Raw genomic sequence first — 26759 nt, 5'->3', positions numbered from 1 at the left:
TTCGCGGCATCGCGTCACACTCCCGCACGGCGCTGCAACTAAAGCGCAACAATAAAGCTCGAACATGGCAAGTACACGCGCCAGGCCGTATCCCGACGCTCGATTTCTCACTTCACCGCAAGGAGATGCAATTGAACGACGACGTCCAAGGCAGGACAGCAACCGAGACGCCTCTTTCCACCGACCTCCTGCGTAAGCTCGACGCATATTGGCGAGCCTGCAATTATCTTTCGGTCGGCATGATTTATTTGCGCGCGAATCCGTTGCTGCGCGAACCCCTCAAGCCCGAACACATCAAACGGCGTTTGCTCGGCCACTGGGGCTCGGACCCGGGGCAATCGTTCGTATGGGTGCATTTAAACCGTCTCATCAAGCGCGACGATCTCAACGTCATGTTCGTCTCGGGGCCTGGACACGGCGCGCCCGCCACGCTTTCCAACTCTTACCTCGAAGGCCATTACTCGGAAATCTATCCCGATCGCAGCGCCGATGAACACGGCATGCAGCGGCTTTTTCGCGCCTTCTCTTCGCCGGGCGGCATCGGCTCGCATTGCACGCCAGAAACACCAGGATCGATTCACGAAGGCGGCGAGCTCGGCTATAGCTTGTCGCATTCGTTCGGCGCAGCCTTCGACAATCCCGATCTGATCGTCGCCACGATGGTCGGCGACGGCGAAGCCGAAACCGGACCGCTCGCCACGTCCTGGCATTCGAACAAGTTCCTCAATCCGATAACCGACGGCGCCGTGCTGCCGGTCTTGCATCTGAACGGCTACAAGATCGCCAATCCGACCATCCTTGCGCGCATTCCCCGCGAGGAGCTCGAAGCGCTCTTCAAGGGCTACGGCTACACGCCCTATTTCGTCGAGGGCGACGACCCCGACACCATGCATCAGAAGATGGCGGCGACGCTGGAACATTGCATCGGCGAGATTCGCGCAATTCAAGAGCGTGCGCGCGCGAGCAAGGAAAAGGTGGAGCGTCCGCGCTGGCCGATGATCGTGCTGCGTTCGCCGAAAGGCTGGACCGGTCCGAAAGAAGTGGATGGTCACAAGGTCGAAAATTTCTGGCGCTCGCATCAGGTGCCCGTGGCCGATCCGGCGACCAATCGCAAAAATCTGCAGGTACTCGAAACCTGGATGCGCAGTTACAAGCCCGAGGAGTTGTTCGACGGGAACGGCCGGCTGATCGAGCCGCTGCGCGAACTCGCGCCGGAAGGCGCGCGCCGCATCAGTGCGAATCCGCATGCAAACGGCGGCGTGTTGCGGCAATCGCTCGATCTACCCGACATTCGTGATTTTGCATTCGAATTCAAAAGCGCGGCCGGGACGTATCAGTCGCCAACGGCCGTGCTCGCCATTTATCTGCGCGAAGTGATCCGTCGCAACATGACGCGCTTCCGTCTATTCGGTCCGGACGAAACCGCGAGCAATAAACTCGACGGCGTATATGAAGTTTCGGGCAAGCGCTGGCTTGCGGAAACGCTGCCCGAAGATGCAGACGGCGGCTTCCTTTCCGTCGATGGCCGCGTGATGGAGATGCTCTCCGAACACACGCTCGAAGGCTGGTTCGAAGGCTATGTGTTGACCGGTCGCCACGGTCTTTTCGCGACCTACGAAGCCTTCGTGCACGTGATCGACTCCATGTTCAATCAGCACGCAAAGTGGCTCGAAAAAGCAAAGAATGAGATTGCGTGGCGCGCGCCGGTGCCATCGATCAATTTGTTGATCACGTCGCTCGTATGGCGGCAGGACCATAACGGCTTCACGCATCAGGACCCTGGCTTTCTCGATGTCGTCACGAACAAAAGCCCGGGTGTCGTGCGAATTTATCTGCCGCCCGACGCGAATTGCCTGTTGAGCGTCGCGGATCATTGCTTGCGCTCGCACGATTACGTGAACGTGATCGTCGCGGACAAGCAGCCGCATCTGCAGTATCTGAACATGGAAGATGCCATCGTGCATTGCGCGAAGGGCATTGGCATCTGGGATTGGGCATCGACGGATAAGGGCCACGAGCCCGACGTGGTGATTGCCAGCGCGGGCGATATCGCGACCATGGAAGCGCTCGCTGCCGTCGAAATTTTGAAGGCGCAATGCCCCGATCTGAAGATACGCTTCGTCAATGTCGTCGATCTTTTCAGGCTGATGCCGGATACGGACCATCCGCATGGTCTTTCCGATCGCGACTTCGACTCCATTTTCACGCGTGATAAACCGGTCATCTTCAACTTCCATTCCTATGCGTCGCTCGTGCACAAACTCACGTACAACCGCACGAATCACGACAATCTGCACGTGCATGGTTACTGCGAGCGCGGCAACATCAACACGCCGTTCGAGCTTGCGATCATCAATGGCGTCGATCGCTTCTCGCTTGCCATCGACGTGATCGACCGCGTGGAACGTATCTCCGATACCGCCGCGCATACGAAGGAATGGCTCAAGAATCAGATCATCGAGAGCGTGCAGTATGCCCATGCGGAAGGTATCGACCGCGACGAGATCCGCGAGTGGACATGGAAGGACTGACACCATGACACAGGGCATTCTCGTGTTGAACAGCGGCTCGTCTTCGCTCAAGTTCGGCGTATTCATGGCGAACGACGGCGACGATGAGGCGTGGCTCACGGGCAGCGCGAAGGGCATCGGCCGCGACAACGGTTCCTTGACGATGCGTTCTTCCGACAAGCAGATCGATGTCGCGCAGGACCATCTGATGGAGTCGCAGCACGACGCGTTGCAGCGTGTCGCCGATGCCCTGCGCGAACATATGCGCGAACCGCTTGCAGCGGTCGGGCATCGCGTGGTGCATGGTGGGCCAGATGTGCGGGAGCATCGCGAGATTACTTCCGCGCTCAAGGACACGTTGCGCGACGCCGTGCCGTTTGCGCCGCTGCATCTACCGCAATCGCTTGCCCTCATCGACGAAGCGCAGGGCATCTTCACTGGCATACCGCATTTTGCATGCTTCGATACGGTATTCCATCGCACGATGCCGGAGCGCGCGACGCGTTATGCGTTACCGCGAGAGTTTGCCGAGCGTGGTGTCATGCGTTATGGATTCCACGGGCTGTCGTATGAATCTATCGTCAACGCGCTTGGCGCGAAGCTGAAGCCGCGCACGGTCATCGCGCATCTTGGCAGCGGCGCAAGCCTGTGCGCGCTGCAGAATGGCCATTCAATCGATACGTCGATGGGGATGACGCCCACCGGCGGCATTCCGATGGCGACGCGCAGCGGCGACCTCGATCCCGGTGTGCTGATTCATCTCTTGCGCCAGGAGTCGCTCGACGCAGATGCGCTGGAGACGCTCGTGAATCGGCAAAGCGGTCTCAAAGCGTTATCGGAATCGGACGACGATATGCAAACGCTGATCGAACGCCGCGATCACGGCGATGCGAACGCAACGCTTGCCATCGACGTGTTTTGCACGGCGATACGGAAGACTATCGGCGGGTATGCGGCTTTGCTCGGCGGGCTGGATGAGATCGTGTTCAGCGGAGGAATTGGCGAGCATAGCGAGGCGGTTCGTGCGCAGGTTCTCGATGGGCTTTCGTTTCTTGGGGCTTCGCATCGGGTTGTGGAGACCGAGGAGGAACGGCAGATTGCACGGCATTGTCGGCGGTTGCTTGATGCGTGACTGGTTGCATTTGCATGCAGTGTGCCGTCGGATGGTCGGCGGCATTTTGCATGCAGAGTGCAGCGGACAAGACGTAGATCTTTACGTTGCGTGCACTCGTACAAGCAACGCAACGCGCTAACCACGATCCGATTGCACGCCGAGTTTCTTTGACTTTTGCATGCAAAAGGCTGCACAACGTGAAAGCACCAAGCGTGAAGAACGGCCACGTGTCGACGAATGCCGTTCTGCATTCAACGTACCGAATGCAGCATGCAATAGGCAAAGCGCCCGGTGAACAACCATCGCCGGGCGCTTCTTCAACCTTCCTCGGACCACCTCGGTCCTATTTCTCCGAATGATCCCGTTGCCGCAACGACTGCGGCAGCCCATACAAGAGCAGCAGCGCGCAAATCAGGCTCATCGCACCGATGGCATACAGCGCAGGCGTCGTGCTGCCGGTGACATCACGAATACGTCCGACCATCACCGGGCTCACGATGCCTCCAAGCTGTCCAAGCGTATTGATAAGCGCGATCCCGCCCGCCGCGCCAGCTCCCGTCAATAGCTTGGGCGGCAACGCCCAGAACGCCGGAATCGATGCAATCACGCCCGCACCCATCACACCGAGCGCGGCGATCAACAACGCCGTCTGCTTGTCGAACACGCCGGCCGCGAAGAAGCCTGCAGCCGCCATCAGAAGCAATACACAAACGAACTTGCGCCGCTCGCCGGAGCGATCCGACATGCGCCCTACCACGACCATGCAGATCGCCCCGCAGATATAAGGCACCGCCGTCAACAGACCGATGATCGTCGGATTCTCCGTCCCGGCGGCGCGAATCAAATGCGGCGCCCAGAAGTTGAGACCATACGATCCGACTTGAATCAGAAAGTAGATCAGTCCGAGCATCAGAAAACCGGGTGTCTTGATCGCGCCGAAGAGCGAGTGCCCGGAGTCCGTGTGCTGGCTCTGCGTCGCGATTTGGCTTTTCAGGTAAGTCTTCTCGGCGCCCGTGAGCCACGCGGCATCGTCGATACGATCTTTCAGCACCTTCAAAACGAGGATGCCAAGCAGCACGCAAGGCAGGCCGCCAAGCAGAAAGAGCCAATGCCATCCGGCGATACCGAACACGCCGTTCATATGCCCCAGCACGAGCCCGGACAACGGGGCGCCAAACAAACCCGAGAACGCCGATGCAAGAAACAGCAGCGACGTGATACGTCCGCGATAGCTCGCCGGAAACCACAGCGTCAGGTAGTAAAGCACGCCTGGCGCAAAGCCCGCTTCCATCGCGCCGATGATGAAGCGCAAGCCATAGAACTGCCACTCGGTCTGCACGAAAACCATCAGCGCCGTTGCGATACCCCATGAAATCATGATGCGCGCTATCCATCGACGCGCACCGACTTTGTAGAGCAGCAAGTTGCTCGGCACTTCGAAAAGCACATAGCCGATCACGAAGAGACTCGCGCCGAGACCGTAGGCGGTATCGGAGAAACCCAACGTGCTTTGCAGTTGAAACTTCGCGAAGCTGATATTGATGCGGTCGAAGAACGCGAACAGATAACACAGCATGATGAGCGGCATGAGACGCCATGCCACCTTGCGGATGATGTCCGCGGTATTGCCTAGCGCCTGCTCACGCGGCGCACCTACGCTCAAGTCACTCATGTTTGTCTCCTTGCTCGAAGCAAAGTGGCCGGATTGTTTTGTGATATCCGGTCGTATGGTTTGTCGTCGATGATTTCAGATTGCGCGCACGTAATCGGGAACGGGATGCAGGTCGCAGTTGCGTCCTGCCTTCGCGATTTGTCCCGGCACGTCATGGCCGACGAGCGCAGGCAAAGTGCGTGACAACGTGATGAGCTTCTGCAAATCGACGCCTGTGGGTATGCCCATCTCGTCGCACATGTTCACGAGGTCTTCGCTACAGATGTTTCCCGATGCACCCGGCGCAAATGGACAGCCACCCAGGCCGCCGAGCGCGGCATCGAACCGGCGTGCGCCTGCGTTGTATGCGGCGAGTACGTTGGCAAGGCCTAGCCCTCGCGTATTATGAAAATGCAACGTCAACGCACTGGCCGGCACTTGCTCCAGCACGCGCGTAACGAGCCGCGCGACCTGTCGCGGATTCGCCATGCCCGTCGTATCGGCAAGCGTGATGCCATCGATACCCAACTCGCGATATGCCCGCACGATCGACACCACTCGGTCTTCATCGATATGCCCTTCGAACGGACAGCCGAACGCGGTGGCAACCGTTGCATTGAGCATGGCCTTCGTACCTTGCGCGAGCGCGACGATATCCCCGAAGCCCTCAAGCGATGCCTCGCAACTCATGCGCATGTTGGCGCGATTGTGCGTCTGGCTTGCAGACATCACGAGGTTCAGTTCGTCGGCGTTCGCATCGAGCGCACGCTGCGCGCCCTTCACGTTCGGCACCAGCGCGACATAGATCACGCCTTCTTGACGCTCGATGCCCTTGAACACGGACTCGCCATCACGCAACGCAGGAATGGCTTTCGGCGATACAAACGAGCCCGCTTCGATGCGCGTGAAGCCGCACGCCGAGAGACCATCGATCAATGCAATCTTGTCGGCAGTCTCGACCCATTTCGATTCGATCTGCAAGCCGTCGCGCGGCGCGACTTCCTGAACGAGCAAACGTTCATCGTTCATTGAACCGCTCCTTCGGCACGAAGCCTTTGCACTTCGCTTGCATCGAAGCCGAGCGATTCCAGCACCGATTGCGTATGTTCGCCAAGCGTCGGGCCTTGCCAGCGCACTTCGCCTGGCGTATCCGACAGTTTCGGCACGATTCCCGGCATCTTCACCGATGCACCGCCCGGCAAGTCGGCCTGCAGCAACATATCGCGCGCCTGGTAATGCGCGTCGTCGATGATGTCCGCAACGGAATAGATGCGTCCCGCAGGGACTTCCGCAACGGCGAGTGTGTCGAGCACATCGTCCATTGCATGATGCGTGGTCCACGCCGTGATGGCTTCGTCGAGCATCGCACTCTGCCGCACACGACCATCGTTGTGCGCGAGCGCGGGATCGTCGGCGAGATCGGGGCGGTCTATCACGTTCATCAGACGCTTGTAGATCGGGTCGCTGTTGCCTGCGATCACGACGAAGCCGCCGTCCTCGGTCCGATAGGTATTCGATGGCGCGATTCCCGGCAGCGCGCCGCCGCTGCGCTCGCGTACATGCCCGAGCAAATCGTATTCGGGTACGAGGCTCTCCATCAGGTTGAAAACACTTTCCACGAGCGAGACATCGACCACCTGACCGTCGCCTTGTCCGGTCTTGACGCGCAACAGGGACATCAACGCGCCGATCACGCCATGCAGCGACGCCAGTGAGTCGCCAAGACTGACACCGACGCGCGCGGGCAGGCCATCGGCATCGCCGGTTGTATACCGAATGCCACCCATCGCTTCGCCGATTGCACCGAAGCCCGGCCGGTCACGATACGGGCCCGTCTGACCGTAGCCGGAAATGCGTACCATCGTGAGCTTCGGGTTGATTGCATGCAAAACGTCCCAGCCAAGGCCAAGCTTTTCGAGCGCGCCCGGCCGCATATTTTCGATGACGACGTCCGCATCCGCCGCAAGACGCTTGATGACGTCCGCGCCTTCCGGCGACTTGAGATTCACGCACACGGATTTCTTGTTGCGCGACTGTAGATACCACCAGAGTGACGTGCCTTCATGAAGCTTGCGCCATTTGCGCAACGGATCGCCGCCGTTGGGGGTTTCGATCTTGATGACTTCGGCGCCGAATTCGGCCAGCATGCGCGCCGCGAAAGGCGCCGCGATGAGGGTGCCGATCTCGATGACGCGAATGCCCTTGAGGGGTCCGCTCATGGTGCTTGTCTCCATTTATGATTTGCTTGAGACAAGCTTATTGGCGAACGCTCGACCGCGTCCAACCGCATTTTGGCAAGCATCGTTCGCGAATGACGAACGCTCGCTTATGTGCCCGCTTCCACCGATCGCAAATGATCGAACAAAAGACGGCTCACTGGCGACAAGGCGCCCGTATCGCGCACGACGATCACGAGGCTGCGCGCGGCCCACTCCTCGTCGAGCGCGACGGCAGCGAGTCCAAGCTGTCGCCCCATCGCCTCGAATACGCGATGCGGCAACACGCCCACGCCCATGCCCGCCTGAACCATGCGGCAAACGGCGTCGAAGCCCGGCACATGAATGCGCAGCCGCAACGCCTTGCCAGCTTGCCGCGCGGCCAGATGCGTGCGCATATTGATGGAACTGGCCGAATGCAGGCCAATATGGTCGAAGTCGAGCGTATCGGCGAAAGTGACGCGCTCGCGTTGGCTCAGCGGATGATCGCCCGGCGTCACGATCACGAGACGGTCATGGCGGTAATGCGTGGATTGAAGTCCGCGCGTGTCGGCATCGCCCGAACAAATGCCGAGATCGACGAGACTATCCAGCACGCCTTCCACGATGCCGCCGCTCGGCCGCTCCTCCAGATCGATCTTGATCTGATCGTGCACGGTGATGAACGCGCGCAAATCTTCCGGAAGGAATTCGACGATGGCGGAAAGATTCGCCATCATCCGCACATAACCGCGCACGCCGCTCGCATGTTCCGCCAGTTCGATGCCGATATTCTCGACATCGCGCAACACGCGGCGCGCATGGTGCAGAAGCGTTTCGCCCGCGGGCGTGAGCTCCATTCCACGCGCCTTGCGCTCGAACAACACGGCGCCGACCGCTTGCTCGAGTTCCAGCAACCGCTTGCTCGCCGCCGATACCGCGATCGCTTCACGTTCCGCCGCGCGTGTGAGCGTGCCTTCCTCGAAAACCGCGAGAAAGAGTTGCAGCGTGGTGAGGTCGAGGCGCCGGAGCAGGTTGCGAGAGGTCATGGCATGGTGCTTCAGCGCGCGTACTTGAACGTGCCTTGCGCGCTCGCAATCATCACGCGCTCGTCTATCCACGCTTCGCCGCGCGCAAAGTAAAACGAGCGTCCCTGTCGCTCAAGGAATCCTTTGGCGACCACCTTGTCGCCAATACCTCGATCCAGATAGTTGACCGTGAGCGAAAGCGTGAACCCGTGGATGGGCGTGGAACCGCTCGTGAAAAGACCCGCGTAACCGCAGGCGGCGTCGAGCAAGGTAGCGATCGCGCCGCCCTGAAGAATACGTTGACGGTTCAAATGCCCCGCGTGAATTGGCATATTGAATTCTGCATACCCGGCGCGCCATGCCGTAAGGGTCGCGCCAAGCGCTTCGAGAAACGGATTGTCCAGATCCAGGTTCGCCACGTTTGCGGATCTCCTTGCATCGTCGATGCTTGTGGGTGCTGCGCGGGTTTGGAATATTGCATTCGATTGTGCCATCGAGGCGCGCAACGTGCCGCCACGTTGGGTTTCTCGCGCACATCAAAAAACCCGCGCGAGGCGGGTTTTGAAGAGGTCGTTCTAGTCTTAGGCCTTCATTTGGTCGGCGCAACTGCGCGCAAAGCGTCGATTCGGCTGACGAGCTTGAGATACCACGCGAGCATGGCAAAAGTCGCGAGCTTTGCCAAAGACTCGACGCTCGATAAGAACGCCAGCCATGGCGCATGAACGAATTCGGCAGGCAAGTCAGGCACGATGGCCAGCACGCTCGTCAAGCATACAAAGAGCAGCAGATAGCGCGCCGACTTGCGTCCGGCAAGCGCAAAGGCTGCGATAGCGCCGAGCATCGCCTTCGAAAAGATGACGCCGGCAATCTCCTCCGTGCTGCTGTTGGCGTCGATTTCCCAAGGCGCCTCGAATATCGACCATGCAACGACTACACACGCCGACGCTGCAACCGCACGGCGCAGACGATCCGCGTCCGCCACGAGATCTTGAAGCGAGCGCTTGCCTGACGGCGGTTCGAACGGTGGCGTGACAGGCAGCTCGAACGCGACCGGCGGCAAGTCGGCTGGTCTGTCGCGCATGCGCGGGGCGGGCGGCGACATCAGTTCCAGTGGCCCGGGATCGTCACCGCCGCTCATGACACGCTCGCAAAACATGCGGTTGCCGAGCGGTCAAATCTTGCCGCTCCCCGATATCTTTCATTGGAATTCTCCATTCACAAGCGTCAGCGTAGGCGATCAAAAAAACTCGCTCCACGTTCTCACGCGACGCCACATTGCCAAAATGCGTCAACCGCGTTTTTTTTAGCTTGCAATGGAAATAATTTTCCAGCGCCGATTGATGCGCGTGAATCGTGGAAGCTTAATGACCTGAAGCGATCATAAGCAAAATCCTTTTCTCGCGTGAATGGCTTTTTCTATCGGGCAGAGTTGCGCTACGCGTGCCGTAAAGCGTGTCGCACGCGCAACGAATCGGAAAAGTAAATGATCAGTTATACCCGCGAATCACGCAGGATTTTTGTTCCTCTTCGGTTTTCTCGCCTGCAAAACGACCGCAGATTTCCGCAACATACTGTGGTGCGCCGCTGACCTGGCTGGACTTGTGACACACCGGGGCAGTTGTTGCCGACGCGGTGTCGGCTTCGTCTTCCAGCCATTGTGCGAGCCGGGCGCTCATATAGGCTTCCATGTCTTGTCTCCGTACTAAAAACGCAAGTTGCGTCTGACGGTTTAAGCATGCGCTTATCGGCGTCTATTGGCCCTAGTGGATTTCATTAATGGACGAACGGCATTTTTGTGACTTGCTCGAAAAAATTGCTATTTACCGCGTGCCATATCGTTGACAGCAATCTGCTAATTTCTCTGACGGCCGTATTAGCGCCTGCTTTTGCAGACGGTAATGCAGCCATGCTGGTTTATGCAACTCGACTGCATATAGCTTTTTCAAACCACGTTTTTTTCAATGATTGGCCGGCCGGTCAACACGCGCGCCCAATCGAGCGAAGATAAATCTAGCGTGATGTATTTTCCAAGCAAGATAAGTTCGCTCAAGCCCCGTCCCGTTGCGGGTCCTTGTTGCAAGCCGTGTCCGCTGAACCCATTGGCAAAAAGGCAATTCTCGATGTGCGGGTGGGCCCCAATGATCGCATTCTGGTCAAACACGTTGTATTCATAATACCCAGACCAGCATCGTTCCACGCGCAGCGCTTCGAATCCCGGAACGCGGTGCGCAAGCGTCGGCCAAATGACATCGTCAAAAAGCGCGTGATCGACTTCATCGAGCGGCAGGTCGTCCGGATCGTTGTCCGCCGAAGGCGATGTGCCGCAGATAAACGTGCGTCCCTCAGGGCGAAAGTAGACGCCACTCGGATCAATCAACAACGGGCAGTCTTCGAGCACCGCTGGCGACGATACGTTGAAAATGCTGCGCCGCCGCGCATACACCGGAATATCGATGTCGAGCATTGCCGCAATCCGGCGCGACCAAGCTCCCGCTGCGTTGACGACGACATCGCATGCGAACGCTTCGCCGTTCGAGGCAAGCACGCGCTTCGCCTGGCCGCCTTGGCATTCAATATCCGTCACTTCGGCCGCCACGTAACGCGCGCCCAGGGCCTGAGCCTTGCGTCGTAGCGCCTGGACGAGACCATAGCCGTCGAACCAGCCTTCGCCGGTCTCGCCGAACGCACCCGCCGCAAGGTCTTTTGTATTCAACCAGGGGAAGCGCGCGCGCAGGGAAGCGGGATCGAGCAAGGTGATATCCGCGCCGAGTTCGCGTTGCAGCGCATGGTTCTCTTGCAGCGTGGACAGGCCCGGCGGCGTCGCTAGAAAGAGATAGCCGCCTTCGTGCAGATCGACCGAAGGCCGTTCGCCGTTCACTTCGAGCCGCTCGCCAATCGACCGTAAGAACTCGATACCGAACAACGACATACGCACGGAAAGCGGCGTCGAGAATTGCTGTCTGATCGACGCCGCAGACAACGCCGACGACGAGCGCGCGTAAGTCGGATCGCGCTCGATCACCGTGACTTGCACGTCTGGATCCATCAAGCGAAGAAAGTACGCGGTCGAACTGCCGATCACGCCGCCGCCAACGATCACAACCTTGGACACCACGCCGCCTCCGTTTAAGGACTAGCCGAGATTGAAGTCGATGCCCTGTGCAAGCGGCAATTCCGACGAATAGTTGATCGTGTTGGTCGCGCGCCGCATGTAGGCCTTCCAAGCGTCCGAGCCGGATTCGCGTCCGCCGCCGGTTTCCTTTTCGCCGCCGAACGCGCCGCCGATCTCCGCGCCACTCGGCCCGATGTTGATATTGGCGATGCCGCAATCGCTGCCCGATGCCGACAGAAAGCGCTCCGCCTCGCGCAGATCCGTCGTGAAGGCGCATGAGGACAAGCCGTGCGCGGCGGCGTTGTTCGCGGCGATGGCGTCATCGAAATCGGTGTAGCGCATCACGTAGAGAATGGGCGCGAAGGTTTCCTTCAGCACGACTTCGCTTTGTGCGGGCATTTCGACGAGCGCGGGACGCACGTAATAGCCATTCTCGTTACCCGTCACGCTCACGCGTTCGCCGCCGAACACCTTGCCGCCCTCGCCCTTCGCCTGTTCCAGCGCGTCCTGCATGCGCGCGAAAGCCTGCACGTCGATGAGCGGTCCCATCAACACGCCGTCGTTCAACGGATTGCCGACCGGGACTTTTGCATACAAATCCTTGAGGCGAGCGACGGTTTCGTCATAGATGCTCTCATGGACGAAAAGACGCCGCAGCGACGTGCAGCGCTGCCCCGCCGTGCCGACCGCCGAAAACAGAATGCCGCGCAGCGCGAGGTCGCGATTGGCCGTCTGCGAAACGATGCCCGCGTTGTTGCCGCCGAGTTCGAGAATGGAGCGCCCGAAACGGCGCGCCACTTCCACGCCCACCGCGCGGCCCATTTCCGTGCTGCCGGTCGCGCTGACGATATCGGAGCGTTTGTCCGCGACGAGCTTCGCGCCCACTTCACGGTCGCCGATCAGAACCGATGCCAGGCCGGCCGGCGCGGTGCCGAACTCGTCGAGTACATCGCGCATGATGCGATCGACGGCGAGCGCGGTAAGCGGCGTCTTTTCCGACGGCTTCCACACGACCGCATTGCCGCACACGAGCGCAAGCGCCGCGTTCCACGACCACACCGCGACCGGAAAATTGAATGCAGAAATGATTGTGCAGACGCCGAACGGATGCCACGTTTCCGCCATTCGATGACCGGGCCGCTCGGAGGCGATCGTCAGGCCATACAGTTGCCGCGAAAGGCCGACGGCGAAGTCGCAAATGTCGATCATTTCCTGCACTTCGCCCAGGCCCTCTTGCAGGATCTTGCCCGCTTCGAGCGCGACGAGCCGGCCGAGCGCAGCCTTCTTTTCGCGCAGGCGATTGCCGAGCAAACGCACCAGTTCGCCACGTCGCGGCGCCGGAACGTTGCGCCATACGGCAAATGCGCTGCGGGCTTGCGCGAGCGCGGTATCGACATCGGCGGAAGTATGGCGTTTCACGCGTCCGATGATTTCGCCGCTGATGGGCGAAGTGACAGTCATGTCGCTCTCGTTCGCGATGCCTGCGATACCGAGGTCGGAGAGAATGGTCTTGGCGTCCACAGTGAATTCCTTTTGCATGCAAAATTAGTTTCGCTGTTTCCGATGCGAAACAACGGTCAAGTTCGGAAACTATACGCGCAGCGTCCCATGCTCACAACGCTGTCAATATTGGGGTTCTCACCAGTCTCGGTTTGCATACCGAATGCAAACGCCCGAAAAGTCGATGGTATTATCGGAAACAAACCACCTTTGACCCTCCATGTCCACTTTGCCCGCCAAAAATTCGACTGAGCAATCCGCAGCCGATCTCGGACGACGGGTAAAGCACGCTCGCACCGCTCAGAATCTCACGCTGGAAACCGCGAGCCGGCTATGCGGCGTGTCGCGCTCGGCGTTGTCGAAGATCGAGAATGGCTTGATGTCGCCGACTTTCGATGTCTTGCAGAAGATAGTACGCGGCCTGCAGATCGATCTCGCGGAACTGTTCGGCAGCGCGCCCGCCGCCAGCGCAAGCGGCCGGCGCGCACTCACGCGACGCGACGAAGGGCAAAGGCACGCGTATCGCGGCTATCAGATGGAATTGCTGGCGACCGAGCTCGCGCACAAGGCGATGCTGCCGTTTCGCATCCGCATCTCGGCGCATACACTGGATGCCTTCGACGACTGGGGCCGTCACGAAGGCGAAGAGTTTTTGTACGTGATCAGCGGTAGCGTATGCCTCTACTCGGAACTCTATGCGCCGACGCATCTGAATGCGGGCGACAGCATCTATTTCGACAGCCGCACGGGCCACGCGGCGATATCGACCAGCGCGGAAGATGCCGAAGTTCTGTGGATGGCAACCGGTGCCGCCGACGTTCAATGAACGATGACGCGGTTCAAGCGGGCCGCAAAGCGAGCCGCATCGGCATGCGATTCGGCACCACCGTGAAGTTGCAGACTTCGTGAATATCGGCGGCATCCTGAGCCAGGCGCGCCGTGAAATTCGCCGTGAGCATCGAAATGACGAGCCGTATTTCGACCGCTGCCAGATGCCGTCCGGGACACACGCGCGGCCCCGCGCCGAATTGCAGATAAGCACGTGGATCGTGCGTTCCCTGATTTGCGTGCTCGCCCGCCTGCAGCCGATGCTCGCGCAGCCAGCGATCCGGATCGTAGCGCGCGGGATCGCTGAAGTGGCTTTCGTCAAGCATCGCGGGACGATTTAGAAAAAAGAGCTTGGTGCCCGCGGGTAGCCGTACGCCCTGCAACTCCACTTCCTCCAACGGTTCCAGCGACAAATACGGCGCCACCGGATGCAGTCGGCTCGCCTCCGTGCAGACGGCCTCGCATAGATCGAGTTCGCGCATTGCCTGATAACTCGGACAAACGCGCGCGTCGCCGAACGTGCATTTTGCATGCGTCGCGATGCGCGTCTGCAAGGCTTCATCGCCGCCGAGAAACAGGAGTCCCCATGCGAGCGATGCCACCGTCGTGTCTTCGCCCGCGACGAGCATCGTCATGACGTTGGCGGCGACTTCGTCATCGGTGAGGCCGGACTCGGGCGCGTCACGCAGCGCGAGCATCGCTTCGAGCAAATTGCGCGGCTCGCGTGCAGATGCCTCGTCACGCATGCGCTCGCGCGATCTCGACATCAAGCCACGCACATAGCGATGCACTTCGGCCATCGCACGATCGAATCGGCGGTCGCGCGGCAGCCGCATATAGCGCCAGTAGGGAAACGGCGTGGAGAGGCGCGTCATGATCATCGGCAGAAGCTGCGAGAGATGCTCCTGGATGACGCCGCGTTCTTTTTCCAGCGTGTTCGGGTCTTCGCCGAATGCGAGCGCGCTCGTGACATCGACGGTATAGCGCTTCAAATCGCCGTTCATCTCGACGATACGTCCCTCGCGCGCGGCTGACTCCCAGCGCCGCCGCAAACGCTCGGTGATCGCGGCCAGCGTCGGATAGAACGCCTTGATATGCGGCACGGACAGCGCCTGCATCACGAGCCGACGCTGCGGCGCCCACGCTTCGCCTTCGATGGAAAAGAGACCGTTACAGCCGACTTCATCGAACAAGGTTTCGAGCGGACCGTAACGCCGATAACGATGCGGACGTTCACGCAAAACCGCTTGCGACAGCTCGAAATCCGACCACACGACAATAGGCACGCGGCCGAGCTTGAAGCGATACGGCGTGCCCAGTTCCTTCGCCCATCGCTCGAGCGTCAAATGATGAGTCGACGGCGGCAATTGAAAGAGATTGCCCGCGAGCGGCAAGCCGCGCGGCGAAGGCAAGTCGTCGATTTCGCGCAAAGAAGCTGTGACGGACGCGGCATTCATGATCGGCCTCGCAAGCGCTGATGTGCACAGCATAGTGCAAGCGCGACGCGCGCGACGGCCGTTGCGCTTATTGAACGAGAGCGCTTTTTGCCCGCTTCTTGCCAGCAGGCGCCGGCGTTTCGGCAACGACCGGAGCTTGAGTCAACGGCCGCTTGAAATAAGGCGAGCTCAAGGTTGCCGCGCTCATATCGGATGCCGCTTCGAGCAGCGCGGGCGCGAGCTCTTTCAGACGCGTTTCCGGCAAACGGCTCGTCGGACCCGCGAGACTGACGACACCCACGACCACGCCCGTCATCGGATGATGAATCGGCGCGGCCATCGACGTCATGCCGGCTTCGTAGGTTTCGCTCGCGATGCCGTAACCGCGTTCGCGCGCCGCGCGCAAGTCGGTCAGGAACTGCTGAATCGTCTTCGGCGCCTTCGGACCGCCTTGTCCGGGCTTGCCGAGTCCGCCTTGCTTCGACACGAGTTCGAGCGCTTCCTCATCGGTCAGCGACGACAACCACGCCTGTCCGCTTGCCGTGCAATGCAAGGGCGGCTGGCTGCCCATGTCCGGGTCGTAGCGCAGCCCGGACTTCGCGCCCTGCGCCTTGCCGACGAAGGTGATGTGATCGTCCTCCACCACGCCAAGCCGCGCCAGTTCGCCCGACGCCGCCGCGAGGCGGTCGAGCACCGGTTGCGACACATCGAGCACGCCGCCCGTCGAAAGATAGATCAGCGCAAGCGACACGAGCTTCAGCGCGAGCATGTACTCGCCGTGATCCTCGTCCTGGCGCACGTAGCCTTCGTCGATCAACATCGCGAGCAGACGATGCGTGCCGCTGCGGGGAATGCTCAAGGTATCCGCGATGGCGGCAAGCGGCATGCGTCCGCCGTTCTTCGCCAGCAGTTCGATGATGGACAACGCGCGCTCAAGATTTCCTGCCATGTTTCGTTACCTCGAAGTTCCGATTCGGAATTTGAACATGATTCCACCTCGGAATTCAACCGCCATCGTTCAATGCCCGGCATAAATCTCGTCAAGCAAGGCAAGCGTCGCTTCGCGCATGCGCTTCGCGCGCTCGAGCGCGCTGGCGGTCTTGGCCCACTGTTGCGTCGGTATTTCGAGTGAAAGCGGCAAGTCTTCCGGCAGTGCATGCAAAATGCCAGACAAGTCGATACCGCCTTCACCCGGAATCATCCGCTCGCAGCGCGCCTGGAAAAGTAGTGTTTCGAGGTCGGTCGGGCGCTCGGCGGGCGCGTCGCAGAACTGCACATAGCCGAAATACTCGCGCGGCAACTCACTCAGCGTCTGGGTCGACGACCCCGCGCGGTCGAAGTGAAGCGGATCGATGATCAGCCCCGTGTTGTTGCGTTCCGCCGCCTTCACGATGCGCGCGGCTTGCACGATGTCCTTAGCGTCGGTCCACGGCATCGGTTCGAGCGATGGCGAGAGGCCATACGGACGCGCCAGATCGCACAACTGCGCGAGACGCTCGGCGGTGCGCGACTCGTCGGGATCGTTGCCCGCGACGAGCACATAGCGCGCGCCAAGTTCGGCGGCGGTCGCAAGCATCGGCTCGTATGCGGTCACATCGGTGTCGGGTTTGAGGCGGAGAATTTCCGTGTCGAGCACGCCAATGCCGGTGTCCTTCAACGCCGCGAGCGTCTCGCGCACGAGCGGTGTATCGCCGATGATGTCGTGCCGCACTTCGGTATCGGTCGCCGGAAGAAGGCGCAGGCCGACATAGTCATAGCCGGCGTTCGCCGCGCATTCGACCATCTGCGGCGGCGTCAATTCGAGCACGGTCAAAGCTGAGAGCGAAAGTTTTCGTGTGGACATATGGATTTCCTTAGCGTAGTGGCGAGAACGGTGCGGGCACATAGATGGTCGATTCCATCGTCGTCAGATGGGCGGGTCCGCCCTTCGGCGGCCATACGCCATCCTTCACCGATTCCGCGCGAATACGCGAGCGTTCATCCACGCTCTTGTACGGCCAGATGTTCAGAAAACGCGGCACGGTGCCATCGAGCGCGTACATTGCACCGATCAACGGCGAACGCTTCGTGCGTTCGGGCAAGGCGTTCTGCCACGCGTCGATGGTGTGCTGCAGGCTCGCGAGCTTCGTGCCGTAGACGCGCATTTCATAGATGCCGTTGTGTTCGGCAGGCTCGATCGGCGGCAAGAATGGAAAGAGCGCATAGCTATTTATTTCGACATCCGTAATGAATTCGCCGCAGCCGAACGGATTGCCTTCGAGCAGAAGGCGCCTGCGTTCATCGATCAGTGCCGCTTCGGAAGCGTAGCCGCGCAAGACCATCACCTTGCCCAAGGCACCGATATCGGAATACCAGCATCCGAGCAAGCGCGCGCCTGCTTGCTCGCCGCTCGACTTGATGTTTTCGAAGACCTGCGCGTTCGTGCCGATCTTCACGGTGAGTGTGACTGTGTCGTACAGGGTCATTGAAATGTCCTTGCCTGATTGAATTGAGAGAGAGTGGTCATGGTTTCGATGCGATGCGCTTCGCGTTCACTGCTGTCATCGCTTTGATCTGCAAGTGCGTGGCCCGCGAGATAACCGAAGGTCATCGCCGGACCGAGCGTGATGCCGCCTGCGGGATAGTGGCCGCCCATCATGCTCGCGGCATCGTTGCCAACTGCGTAGAGGCCGGCAATCGGCATGTGCGCTTCGTCCAGCACGCGGGCGCTCGAATCGGTAGCAAGGCCGGAAAATGTACCAAGGCTGCCGGGCAGCACTTTCACTGCGTGATACGGGCCATCGGCAATAGGTGCAACGCATGGATTCGGCTTATGCGATGCATCGCCCTGCATGCGGTTGTAGGGCGTCGAGCCTCGATGAAATTGCGGATCGAAGCCGTCGCGAGCGTAGTGGTTATACGCCGCGATGGTTTCGATGAAGCCAGTTGCCTCGATGCCGCAAACTCGCGCGAGCGCTTCGAGCGTGGGCGCGCTTTTCAGATAGCCCGAGCGTTCGTGCGCGCGCAACGGGAATGGAAACGGCTTCGCGGCACCAAGGCCATAGCGTCGCAGAAAACGATGATCGCAGACGAGCCACGCGCACACTTCATCGCCTGCGGGTGTGATGTCCATCAACGTGGACATGAAGTCGTAGTACGACGACGCCTCGTTCACAAAGCGCCTTCCCACACGCGTCACCGCGATCAGACCAGGCTTGCCGCGTTCGATCAGATGCGCGAACGCGACATGCGGACCATCGCGCTTCGGAACGAGCGAAACGGGCGCCCAAGCCGCGGGGTTTTCGAGCGCTGCGTTGAAGTGTGCGCCTGCGGCCTCGCCCATGCGAATGCCGTCGCCGGTGTTGGAACGCGGCGCCGCGGACCAATGTTCGCGGCCCGTCGGCGTATAAGCGAACGTAGCCGCGCGACGTGCTTCATCGTGCGGATAACCACCGCACGCGAGCACCACGCCGCGTCGCGCATGGACCTCATGCTTTACGCCTTCGATCTCGACATGAGCGCCGATCACACGATAGCCATCGCGCAAGAGACCGACCGCTTTAGCGCGCGTGCGCAGATCGACGCCACGATCCGCCGCCGACTTCAAGAGTCTTGCAATGAGCGCATTGCCGTTCAATAGATGCATCGATCTGCCGTAGCGAAGCTTGTCGTGCGCGAACTTGGCGAAGCGTTTGGTGACATGCCACGCGGAGCGCACCGAGCGCGTGGCGTTCAGAAAGTGCGTGAGCTCTTGTCCAGGAGAGATCGCCATGCCGTTGATCGTCGTATCGAGAAGCGGTGGCCGCAGCTTGTCGATGAGCGCCCCGAGTTCGCGACCATCGAAAGGCATGGCGCACACGGAGCGGCCACCCATTCCCGCGCCTTGCGAGGTATGAAAGTCCGGAATGCGGTTGCCATCGATGAAACGCATCGACGTATTTGTCTCGAAGAACTCGACCATGCGCGGACCGTGTTCGATGAGCGCGTCGACTTTAGCCGCGTCGTATTGCGCGCCGAGTTCGGCCTTCAGATACGTTCGCGGCGCGTCTGCTTCCTCGATCATTCCTGCGCGCGTCGCAAGCGGACTGCGCGGAACCCACATCCAGCCGCCCGACCACGCGGTCGTGCCGCCGAAGACGTCTTCCTTCTCGCAGACCAAAACGGAGAGTCCGCGCGTGGCCGCTGTCACGGCCGTCGATAGTCCGCCCGCACCGGAACCGAGCACGAGGACATCGCATTCCAGTACTGGGTCAGGCTTCATCGCTAGGCCTGGGTTGATGTCTATTGCTTGCCGGCGCACGCGGCGAAGAGTCCTCGTGCAGCAAACGCATGCTGTCTGGTGACGTTCGATGTCGCGTAGACAGCCGGGAAACAAGCTCGCGCATACGGCCGCTTGTATTCGATCTAACCAGCGTCTCCATCATTTTTGTCTCGCTCCTTCCGATTCGGATCGCAGTGATACGCGACTCGAAGCTGCCTTTAGCTGTAGAACTGTCTTTGATATTGGAATCCTATTCCATTTTCCGATCGCGCGCAAAGACCTTTTTAGATTGCTTGGCGTGAGTGATCAAGCCGCTTGGCATTGCGGCCGTCATGGGGCACGATGCGCTCTTCCCGCGACCCGGTATAACGCATGCAAGATTCAACTCCGCGACCTCCCGTGCCGCCGCGTTTCCTGAAAGGCATCTTGCCGATCGACCGGCTCGCTGCGGGACGCGACATTCTTGCGGGGCTTTCGCTCGCATCGATGGATATCCCGCAAGTCTTGGGCTATGCGCGCATTGCCGGCATGCCTGCGGTTACCGGTTTGTATACCGCATTCATTCCGCTCGCCGCGTTCGCGTTGTTCGGGGCATCGCGCCATCTCGTGGTGGCCGCGGATTCCGCCACCGCCACGATTTTCGCGAGCCGCGTATCGACCATCGCGCCGATGGCGAGCGCCGAATATGTCGAACTGGCAAGCATGGTCGCGCTGCTGACTGCCGCGTTGTTGCTGCTCGCACGGCTCTTCAGGCTCGGCTTTCTCGCCGACTTCCTTTCGCGCACGGTGCTGGCCGGTTTCCTGGCGGGCGTCGGCATACAGGTGTCGATCGCCATGCTCGGCGATATCCTCGGCATGACCGTGCCGGTGCCGTCGTCGCGCAGCCTTGCGCAGCTTTGGTATGTTGTCGACCATATCGTCGAAGCGAACTTGCCGACGCTCGCTCTCTCGTTACTCGTGATCGTCGCGATACTCGGCTTCAGACGTATCTGGCCGCGCGTGCCGATACCGCTCGTCGCGGTCATTGGCAGCATCCTCGCGAGCAAGACGTTCGGGTTCGCGGCCCACGGCATCGCGGTACTTGGCCCGGTCGCAGGCGGATTGCCGCCGCTGCGCGTGCCGCACGTCACGTGGCAGCAGTTTCTCGATCTCGTGCCCGTGGCGGCGTCGTGCTTCGTGATGATCGTGGCGCAAAGCGCGGCCGCGGCGCGCGTCTTCGCACAGCAGCACCACGAATCCGCCGATACCAACGGCGACTTGCTCGGCCTCGCCGCCGCGAATGCGGCTGCCGCGTTCAGCGGCGCCTTCGTGGTCAACGGCAGCCCGACGCAGACAGCGATGGCCGATCGCGCCGGCGCACGCAGCCAGATCGCGCAACTCACCTTCGCGGTGGTGGTGGTCGTCGTCTTGATGTTTTTGAGCGGCTTTTTGCAGTATCTGCCGCATTGCGTGCTTGCCGCGATCGTCTTCACTATCGCCGTCGGGCTCGTCAATGTGCAAAGCTTGCAGGCCATTCGGCGCGAGAGTCCGGGAGAGTTCACGCTGGCGCTGATCACGGCGGCGGCGGTCGTTCTGATCGGGGTCGAGCATGGCATCTTGCTTGCCGTGGCGTTGTCGCTGATGCGGCATGTGCGGCATAGCTATCGTCCGCATACGATGGTACTCGCGCCCGTCGCGCCGAACCGCCGATGGCAGTTCGTACCGACGCGTCCCGGCGTCGTCACCGCGCCTGGCTTGATCGTGTATCGCTTTGGCGCCGATCTGTTTTATGCGAACGATCATCTCTTCGCGGCGGAAGTGAAGCAGTTGATCGATGCGGCGCCTCTTGAACTACGTCATTTTGTCGTCGATGCCGGCGCGATCACCGATCTGGACTACTCGGCCGCGCGCACGTTGAGCGATTTAGTCGCAAGCGTGCGGCATCGCGATATCGCGATGATCTTTGGACGAGTGAATCCGTTTCTTCGGCTCGACATGGATCGGCATGGACTAACGGAAGTGATCGGCAAGTCCAATGTATTCGCGACGCTGCACGAGGCGCTTGCGGCTGCGGGGGTGAGTGCCGAGGCGCATGAAGCAGGGGCGCTTTGAGGTGCGGCGCGTTCGGCACATAGGACTCAGGGCTCGGAGTTCGGCATTCGGCTTCGGCATCTGGCTTCGGCATCTGGCTTCGACTGCGACTGCGGCTGCGGCTGCGGCTGCGGCTGCGGCTGCGGCTGCGGCTGCGGCGTTCGGCGTTCGGCGTTCGGCGTTCGGCTTCGGCTTCGGCTTCGGCTTCGGCTTCGGCTTCGGCTTCGGCTTTGGCTTTGGCTTCGGCACTTTCACACTCGTTTTGCATTGGATTTTGTATTTTGGGTACCGCAAGTTGCATACTGCATGCACTTTGCCCATGCTGGCGCAGAGAGCCGTGAGGCACTTCCTCCGACCACTCACTCTGCGTATTTCAAGTAAGCCGAAATCAAAGACCGTTAGTTGCCAATGCATACCGAAGATTGAATCCAATTCCAATTTAGACTACAGTTCATCAACGCGTTTGAGCTAAGACACCCATCCGCGCAACGTCCACCAACCGAAGCGCACAAAGGAGACATTCAAAGCATGGCGCAGGACACATCCTTCTCCGCATCGCTCGATGCGGGCTTAAGCGGCGCAACTCGCCTCTACTTCATCGTCGGCGATCCCATTGCGCAGGTACGTTCGCCCTCCGGCGTGACCGCCGCCTTGCGCAAGGCAGGACACGATGCAATCGTGATCCCGGCTCACGTCGCACCTGCCGACCTTGCCGCTTTCTTTGCCGGCGTCACGCCAATGCAAAACGTCGATGGCGTCATCATCACCGTGCCGCACAAGTTCAGCGCCGCTGGCTTTTGCGCGTCGCTCGCGGAAGAATCCGCGTTCCTCGGAGCGGCCAACATGCTAAGACGCAACGCGGACGGCTCCTGGCACGGCGGCATGTCCGACGGCGCCGCGATGGTCGCGGCCCTTGGCGACGCAGGCTGCGATCCGCAAGGAAAACGCGCGCTTCTAATCGGCGCGGGCGGAGCGGGATCGGCAATCGGTCATGCGTTGGTAAATGCGGGCGTCGCATCGCTCGCTGTCCGCGATTTCGATGCCGCGCGCACCAAAGCCCTCGCCTCGCGTCTGGCGAGTCTGGGTCGCGGCGCCGTGAGCGTCGATAATGACTCGGGCGCGGAGAACTTCGACATCGTCGTGAATGCCTCGCCTGCCGGAATGCGCGAAGGCGATCCGCTGCCAATCGATGTATCGAAGCTCGATGCAAAGACTTTCGTCGGCGATGTCGTCACGAAGCCGCCGCTTACGCCGTTCATCGAAGCGGCGCGCGCGCAAGGTTGCCGCACCGTCACCGGCACACAAATGTTCGGGCGCGTGTGCGACAAAATCGTGGACTATCTGTTGAAGCGCTGAGGCCGCGTCAACCGAATAAAGGCTTTCGGTTTTAATTCCATGATCCTTACTGCACTTTGACGGCCGCGCATTCGCTTCCTTCCGAAGCGCGTGCCGATCTCAACGGCCTCTTCGACAGCAGCCCGAAGCGCACCGCGAGAGTCGCTACAGCATGAAGACGCACGACGGCGCCAAGCGCGATATCGACAGCGCGCTTGAACCGCAAGACGGTCAGTGCGTGACCACCATCCATTCCGCCCAGCGCGGCTATGCGCGGCCCATGCCTGCCCACGAGTGCTCATGAGCGGCAACGGCGGGTCGACTCATTTGCCCGCCGTCCTTTGATGGATGCGGACGCGTTGCGCCAGTTCATCCGCAACGCGTTCCACAACGGGCCGCCAGTCGCCCGCCACATGCTGACGCAGCAGTTGCACCGAGTCGTACCACGGCTGCGTCTCGCCGGTTCCCCAACACCAGTGCGATGCAAGATCGATCATCGCCAGCACCGGCCGCCCAAGCGCGCCACCGAGATGCAAGGGCGAACTATCGATAGTCACCAATACGTCCAGCGCCGTGAGCAATGCAGCGGAGTCATGAAAATTGTCTCGATAGTGCTGCGCAACCTCGACGACACACGCACCTGCCGCGCGCATCTTTGCGATATCGCCATCGCGGCCGGGAGCAACCGGATAAAACGTCACGTTCGACAGACGCCAAAGCGGCGCAAGCGCATCGACGGGAATGCTGCGTTGACCATCGCGCCGATGCGTCGGACTGCCCGCCCAGACGATGCCGACACGCAAGTTATCGGCGCCTTCTTCTTCGAGCAAGCAGCGCCACGCCGCAACGCGTTCCGCATCGGCATGCAGATACGCGCGGCCCTCGATATCCGCCGGCATCAAGCCTAGCCAGAACGGCATGCTCATCATGGGTATGGAGTAATCGCAGCCGCTGAATGCATGTTCCGCGACCAGCACGCAATCAGGCACGACACGCTCGATGAGCGAGTGAAGGACGTGGCGCACAGCCAGCATCGGCTCGCCGCCGTGCGCGCGCACCAACTCTGCGAATCGCGGATATAGACGCACGAACTGGATATCGTCGCCATGACCGATCTCGCTATACACAACCACGCGCCTTCCCGCGAGCGATTCACCGCGCCAGCGCGGCGCTTCACGTTCCACGCGGGTGACGACGCTTTTGTCGCCATGATGCGGGTTTGTCAAACGATGTTCGAAGCGCGTCCAGCCGTCACGCCACGCGCCGCGACGCAATTCGAGATCGGCTAGATCGATCGGGAGATGCGGCGCATTCGGACTCTGCGCGATAGCCTGGCGGTAAAGCGCTTCCGCTTCCTCATAACGCGCCTCTTCGTTCAGATACATCGCGATCGCGCCCGTGACGAGACCGTTGTCCGGATGCAGCCTTGCGGCATCACGCATGACCGCTTCGGCCTTCATGCAGTCATGCCGCATCCAGTGACTATGACTGAGTTGCCAGGACAGTTCGACATCGGCAGGAAAGCACTGCAGCGCGTTTGCACAAAAGTGCTCGAGCAACGCCCAATCGCCGGAATCACGTATTTCCAAAGCGTGCTTGAGTGCGTGGTTCGCGTCGGGATACTGCTTGAAATCGAATGAATCAACGAGCAGACAAGGCATGAATGAAGCGAGGAAACGAAGCGGATTATCAGTGTAGCCAACGCATGGCGTTGCGCGCGTTCAGAAACGCAAAGATATGTTTGAAAGCGCAACGATGATGCACATCGTTCCGAAGCGCTTACTCAAGCAATGAACCTTGCGACGACGAGGTTTCAGCCTGAACGGAATCACGACGACCATGAAATGGTGTGCTTCCGAATCGAGGTTGAGCGCCGCGCGGGCGTTTGCCATACTCCTCAATGTTGTCTCCTCACGCGTTCACCCTAACGGGATTTCAACTGGACGCGCTCTCGCCGCCTACCCCGGGCGGCATTTTTTTATCCGTCTGTTTTGCTAACTAATCGATGGATTTTCCTCAGACACTTCAAGCGTTTTCTATCAGCGCTTAGTGACAAGATAACGCCAAGATTAAGCACTCATCCGCGCTTCGTAGCAGTGCCAATTGACAGCCACTTGCGAAGCATGAAAGCATCGCCGTCGATCTTCCTCAAAGCCACCGGAGACCTTCGCGATGATCTACCACGCATCCATTCCCGCCCGCGATCCACAAAACGTCGCCAACGTGCTCGCCGAACTCTGGAACGGTTTCGCCGCGCCGTTTCCATCGTTTCCCGACTCGTGGATGGCCGTCGCCGGCGATGACCGCGGCAGCATCATCGAAGTCTATCCGGGCGATCGCGTCATCACGCCCGGCGGCGGCGCGGAAACCAGCGTGAGTTTTGGCGCGGGCAAGGTCGACCGTCCGCAATACAGCGCGTTTCATATGGCGATTGCCACGCAGATGGACGCGGCGCAAGTGATCGCCATCGGCGAACGCGAAGGCTGGCGCGCGGTGCGCTGCACGCGCGGCCGCAATTTCTTCGACGTGATCGAACTATGGATCGAAAACTCGACGATGCTCGAATTCCTCACGCCCGACATGCAGGCGCAGTACCTCGCATTCGCCACGCCGGAGAACTTCAAGGCAATGGCCGCAGCCGCCGCGACCGCGTGATTGACGACCAAACGCGAACGGCCGCGCGCATCATTCCTGCAACGCGGTCCACATTTCCTTGTCGCGCTCGGCGGTCCAGATACGCGGATGCGTGATGCCGCTCGCTTCGTCGAAGGCGCGCGAGACATCGAAAGGCAGGCAATGCTCGTAGATGAAGACGTGGCCGAACTTCGGGTCCATCGACTTGCGTGCGAGCGCCATCGCGCCCTTGAGGTCGAGTCGTTGCGCAACGGCTTCGCGCCCGGCGGCAAGCAGTATCGTGACGAAGTCCTTCGTGTAGTCGAGACCCTTGTGCACATCTTGAGGCGTGAGCAACGCGGGGCCACGGCCCGGCACGAGCTTCCGCGCATTCAGCGCGCGCAAGGCTTCGAGCGTCGTGGGCCATTGCGCGAGCTGGGCATCGCCGCAATAACACGCGGCGTCGTATTCGACCAGATCGCCCGAAAACAGCACGTCCTGCGATGGCAGCCATACGACCGTATCGCCCTTCGTGTGACCCGCGCCGAGATGCGCGATGCGCACTTCAAGCTTGCCTAGCCAGAGCGTGATCTCGCGATGAAACACGAGCGTGGGCCATGTCAGGCCCGGCACCGTCTCGACGCCTGCGAAGAGGCGCGGAAAGCGCTCGATCTCCGACTTCATGTCCGCCTCGCCGCGCTCGACGATCATCTCGTACGTGCCACGGCTTGCGATGACCTGCTGCGCGCCTTCCGCAAAATACGCCGATGCGCCCAGCACGCGCACCGCGTGATAGTGCGACAGCACGACGTACTTGATCGGCTTGTCGGTGACGCTGCGAATCTTCGCGATGAGATCCTGCGCCATTGCAGGCGTCGCGGTCGTATCGACGATCAGCACGGCGTCGTCGCCGACGATCACGCCCGAGTTCGGATCGCCCTCTGCCGTATAGGCCCAGGCGTTCTCGGAGAGCTGCGTGAAGGTGATCTTCTTCTCTTCCAGGTCCGCCTGGGATGCGAACGCCTTTGCCATGTCGCGCTTCCATGAGTGAGGGTCGGTGAATCATCGACGCCCATCTGGCGGCTTGTCAAAAGCAACCGCGCGTCCTGTCAGCCAACCAAGGGTAA

Annotated in this window: 23 protein-coding genes; 7 read left to right on the top strand and 16 right to left on the bottom strand. The window is 60.5% G+C overall.

The features are described from left to right. Window positions 1-131 precede the first annotated feature (131 nt). Window positions 132-2531, top strand: coding sequence for a phosphoketolase family protein (locus NCR98_RS16045; RefSeq protein ID WP_250526645.1), 2400 nt, complete (start codon window positions 132-134; stop codon window positions 2529-2531). Between the two features lie 4 nt (window positions 2532-2535). Next, complete coding sequence (locus NCR98_RS16040) at window positions 2536-3642, top strand: acetate/propionate family kinase (RefSeq protein ID WP_250526644.1); 1107 nt, start codon at window positions 2536-2538, stop codon at window positions 3640-3642. Window positions 3643-3967: 325 nt separating this feature from the next. On the opposite strand, the gene NCR98_RS16035 is transcribed toward NCR98_RS16040, so the two are convergent. The 9 genes from NCR98_RS16035 to amaB all read right to left on the bottom strand — a co-directional run bounded on the left by NCR98_RS16035 (window position 3968) and on the right by amaB (window position 13131). Continuing rightward, on the bottom strand, window positions 3968-5296 hold the full coding sequence (locus NCR98_RS16035; protein ID WP_244828349.1) for an MFS transporter: 1329 nt from the start codon (window positions 5294-5296) through the stop codon (window positions 3968-3970). Window positions 5297-5371: 75 nt separating this feature from the next. After that, window positions 5372-6304 carry a hydroxymethylglutaryl-CoA lyase gene (locus tag NCR98_RS16030; protein WP_250526643.1) on the bottom strand — a complete coding sequence of 311 codons (933 nt, stop codon included), beginning with the start codon at window positions 6302-6304 and terminating at the stop codon, window positions 5372-5374. Continuing rightward, entirely contained in the window at window positions 6301-7494 is a 1194-nt protein-coding gene (locus tag NCR98_RS16025) for a CaiB/BaiF CoA transferase family protein (protein WP_250466830.1), read from the bottom strand. Before NCR98_RS16025 ends, NCR98_RS16030 begins: the two co-directional genes overlap by 4 nt. Window positions 7495-7601: 107 nt before the next feature. Then, window positions 7602-8519, bottom strand: coding sequence for a LysR family transcriptional regulator (locus NCR98_RS16020; RefSeq protein WP_250526642.1), 918 nt, complete (start codon window positions 8517-8519; stop codon window positions 7602-7604). 11 nt (window positions 8520-8530) lie between these two features. Then, the gene (locus NCR98_RS16015) at window positions 8531-8917 is read right to left on the bottom strand and encodes a PaaI family thioesterase (protein ID WP_250526641.1); all 387 of its coding nucleotides are present in this window, start codon (window positions 8915-8917) and stop codon (window positions 8531-8533) included. A 170-nt stretch (window positions 8918-9087) separates the two neighbouring features. Next, complete coding sequence (locus tag NCR98_RS16010) at window positions 9088-9636, bottom strand: hypothetical protein (protein WP_250493290.1); 549 nt, start codon at window positions 9634-9636, stop codon at window positions 9088-9090. A gap of 349 nt (window positions 9637-9985) precedes the next feature. Then, window positions 9986-10186 carry a hypothetical protein gene (locus tag NCR98_RS16005; RefSeq protein ID WP_244828357.1) on the bottom strand — a complete coding sequence of 67 codons (201 nt, stop codon included), beginning with the start codon at window positions 10184-10186 and terminating at the stop codon, window positions 9986-9988. 254 nt (window positions 10187-10440) lie between these two features. Then, window positions 10441-11613: an NAD(P)/FAD-dependent oxidoreductase gene (locus NCR98_RS16000; RefSeq protein WP_250526640.1), complete on the bottom strand. Its 1173-nt coding sequence runs from the start codon at window positions 11611-11613 to the stop codon at window positions 10441-10443. An 18-nt stretch (window positions 11614-11631) separates the two neighbouring features. Further along, entirely contained in the window at window positions 11632-13131 is a 1500-nt protein-coding gene (amaB, locus tag NCR98_RS15995) for an L-piperidine-6-carboxylate dehydrogenase (RefSeq protein WP_250526639.1), read from the bottom strand. Between the two features lie 199 nt (window positions 13132-13330). Between amaB and NCR98_RS15990 the strand changes: the two genes are divergently transcribed. Beyond that, window positions 13331-13936, top strand: coding sequence for a helix-turn-helix domain-containing protein (locus tag NCR98_RS15990; protein WP_250493287.1), 606 nt, complete (start codon window positions 13331-13333; stop codon window positions 13934-13936). Window positions 13937-13949: 13 nt separating this feature from the next. Here NCR98_RS15990 and NCR98_RS15985 read toward each other — a convergent pair whose 3' ends face one another. From NCR98_RS15985 to NCR98_RS15965, 5 genes are all read right to left on the bottom strand, one after another. After that, window positions 13950-15395: a cytochrome P450 gene (locus NCR98_RS15985; RefSeq protein WP_250526638.1), complete on the bottom strand. Its 1446-nt coding sequence runs from the start codon at window positions 15393-15395 to the stop codon at window positions 13950-13952. 67 nt (window positions 15396-15462) lie between these two features. After that, entirely contained in the window at window positions 15463-16323 is an 861-nt protein-coding gene (locus tag NCR98_RS15980; RefSeq protein ID WP_250526637.1) for an IclR family transcriptional regulator, read from the bottom strand. Between the two features lie 69 nt (window positions 16324-16392). Further along, complete coding sequence (locus NCR98_RS15975; RefSeq protein ID WP_250526636.1) at window positions 16393-17217, bottom strand: sugar phosphate isomerase/epimerase family protein; 825 nt, start codon at window positions 17215-17217, stop codon at window positions 16393-16395. 10 nt (window positions 17218-17227) lie between these two features. Next, a complete protein-coding gene (locus tag NCR98_RS15970; protein WP_244828366.1) occupies window positions 17228-17839 on the bottom strand; it encodes an NIPSNAP family protein in 612 nt (203 codons plus the stop codon). Continuing rightward, window positions 17836-19614, bottom strand: coding sequence for an FAD-dependent oxidoreductase (locus tag NCR98_RS15965; RefSeq protein ID WP_250526635.1), 1779 nt, complete (start codon window positions 19612-19614; stop codon window positions 17836-17838). Before NCR98_RS15965 ends, NCR98_RS15970 begins: the two co-directional genes overlap by 4 nt. Before the next feature lie 372 nt (window positions 19615-19986). On the opposite strand from NCR98_RS15965, the gene NCR98_RS15960 reads away from it, so the two are divergent. From NCR98_RS15960 to NCR98_RS33325, 3 genes are all read left to right on the top strand, one after another. After that, the gene (locus NCR98_RS15960; protein WP_250526634.1) at window positions 19987-21705 is read left to right on the top strand and encodes a SulP family inorganic anion transporter; all 1719 of its coding nucleotides are present in this window, start codon (window positions 19987-19989) and stop codon (window positions 21703-21705) included. Between the two features lie 507 nt (window positions 21706-22212). Then, window positions 22213-23040 carry a shikimate dehydrogenase family protein gene (locus tag NCR98_RS15955; protein WP_250526633.1) on the top strand — a complete coding sequence of 276 codons (828 nt, stop codon included), beginning with the start codon at window positions 22213-22215 and terminating at the stop codon, window positions 23038-23040. Between the two features lie 151 nt (window positions 23041-23191). After that, on the top strand, window positions 23192-23323 hold the full coding sequence (locus tag NCR98_RS33325; protein ID WP_284503858.1) for a hypothetical protein: 132 nt from the start codon (window positions 23192-23194) through the stop codon (window positions 23321-23323). A 19-nt stretch (window positions 23324-23342) separates the two neighbouring features. Here NCR98_RS33325 and NCR98_RS15950 read toward each other — a convergent pair whose 3' ends face one another. Then, on the bottom strand, window positions 23343-24608 hold the full coding sequence (locus tag NCR98_RS15950) for a glycosyltransferase family protein (RefSeq protein WP_250526632.1): 1266 nt from the start codon (window positions 24606-24608) through the stop codon (window positions 23343-23345). Between the two features lie 583 nt (window positions 24609-25191). Between NCR98_RS15950 and NCR98_RS15945 the strand changes: the two genes are divergently transcribed. Continuing rightward, window positions 25192-25674, top strand: coding sequence for a hypothetical protein (locus tag NCR98_RS15945; protein WP_250526631.1), 483 nt, complete (start codon window positions 25192-25194; stop codon window positions 25672-25674). 30 nt (window positions 25675-25704) lie between these two features. Here NCR98_RS15945 and NCR98_RS15940 read toward each other — a convergent pair whose 3' ends face one another. Then, window positions 25705-26664, bottom strand: a complete 960-nt coding sequence (locus tag NCR98_RS15940) for an MBL fold metallo-hydrolase (RefSeq protein ID WP_250526630.1) — start codon at window positions 26662-26664, stop codon at window positions 25705-25707. Window positions 26665-26759 lie beyond the last annotated feature (95 nt).

It is taken from the genome of Caballeronia sp. GAWG2-1 (assembly GCF_023631405.1).
In the GTDB taxonomy this organism is placed as follows: domain Bacteria; phylum Pseudomonadota; class Gammaproteobacteria; order Burkholderiales; family Burkholderiaceae; genus Caballeronia.
Note: the sequence above shows the minus strand (reverse complement) of the source record. Positions and strands in the feature narration are given on the sequence as shown.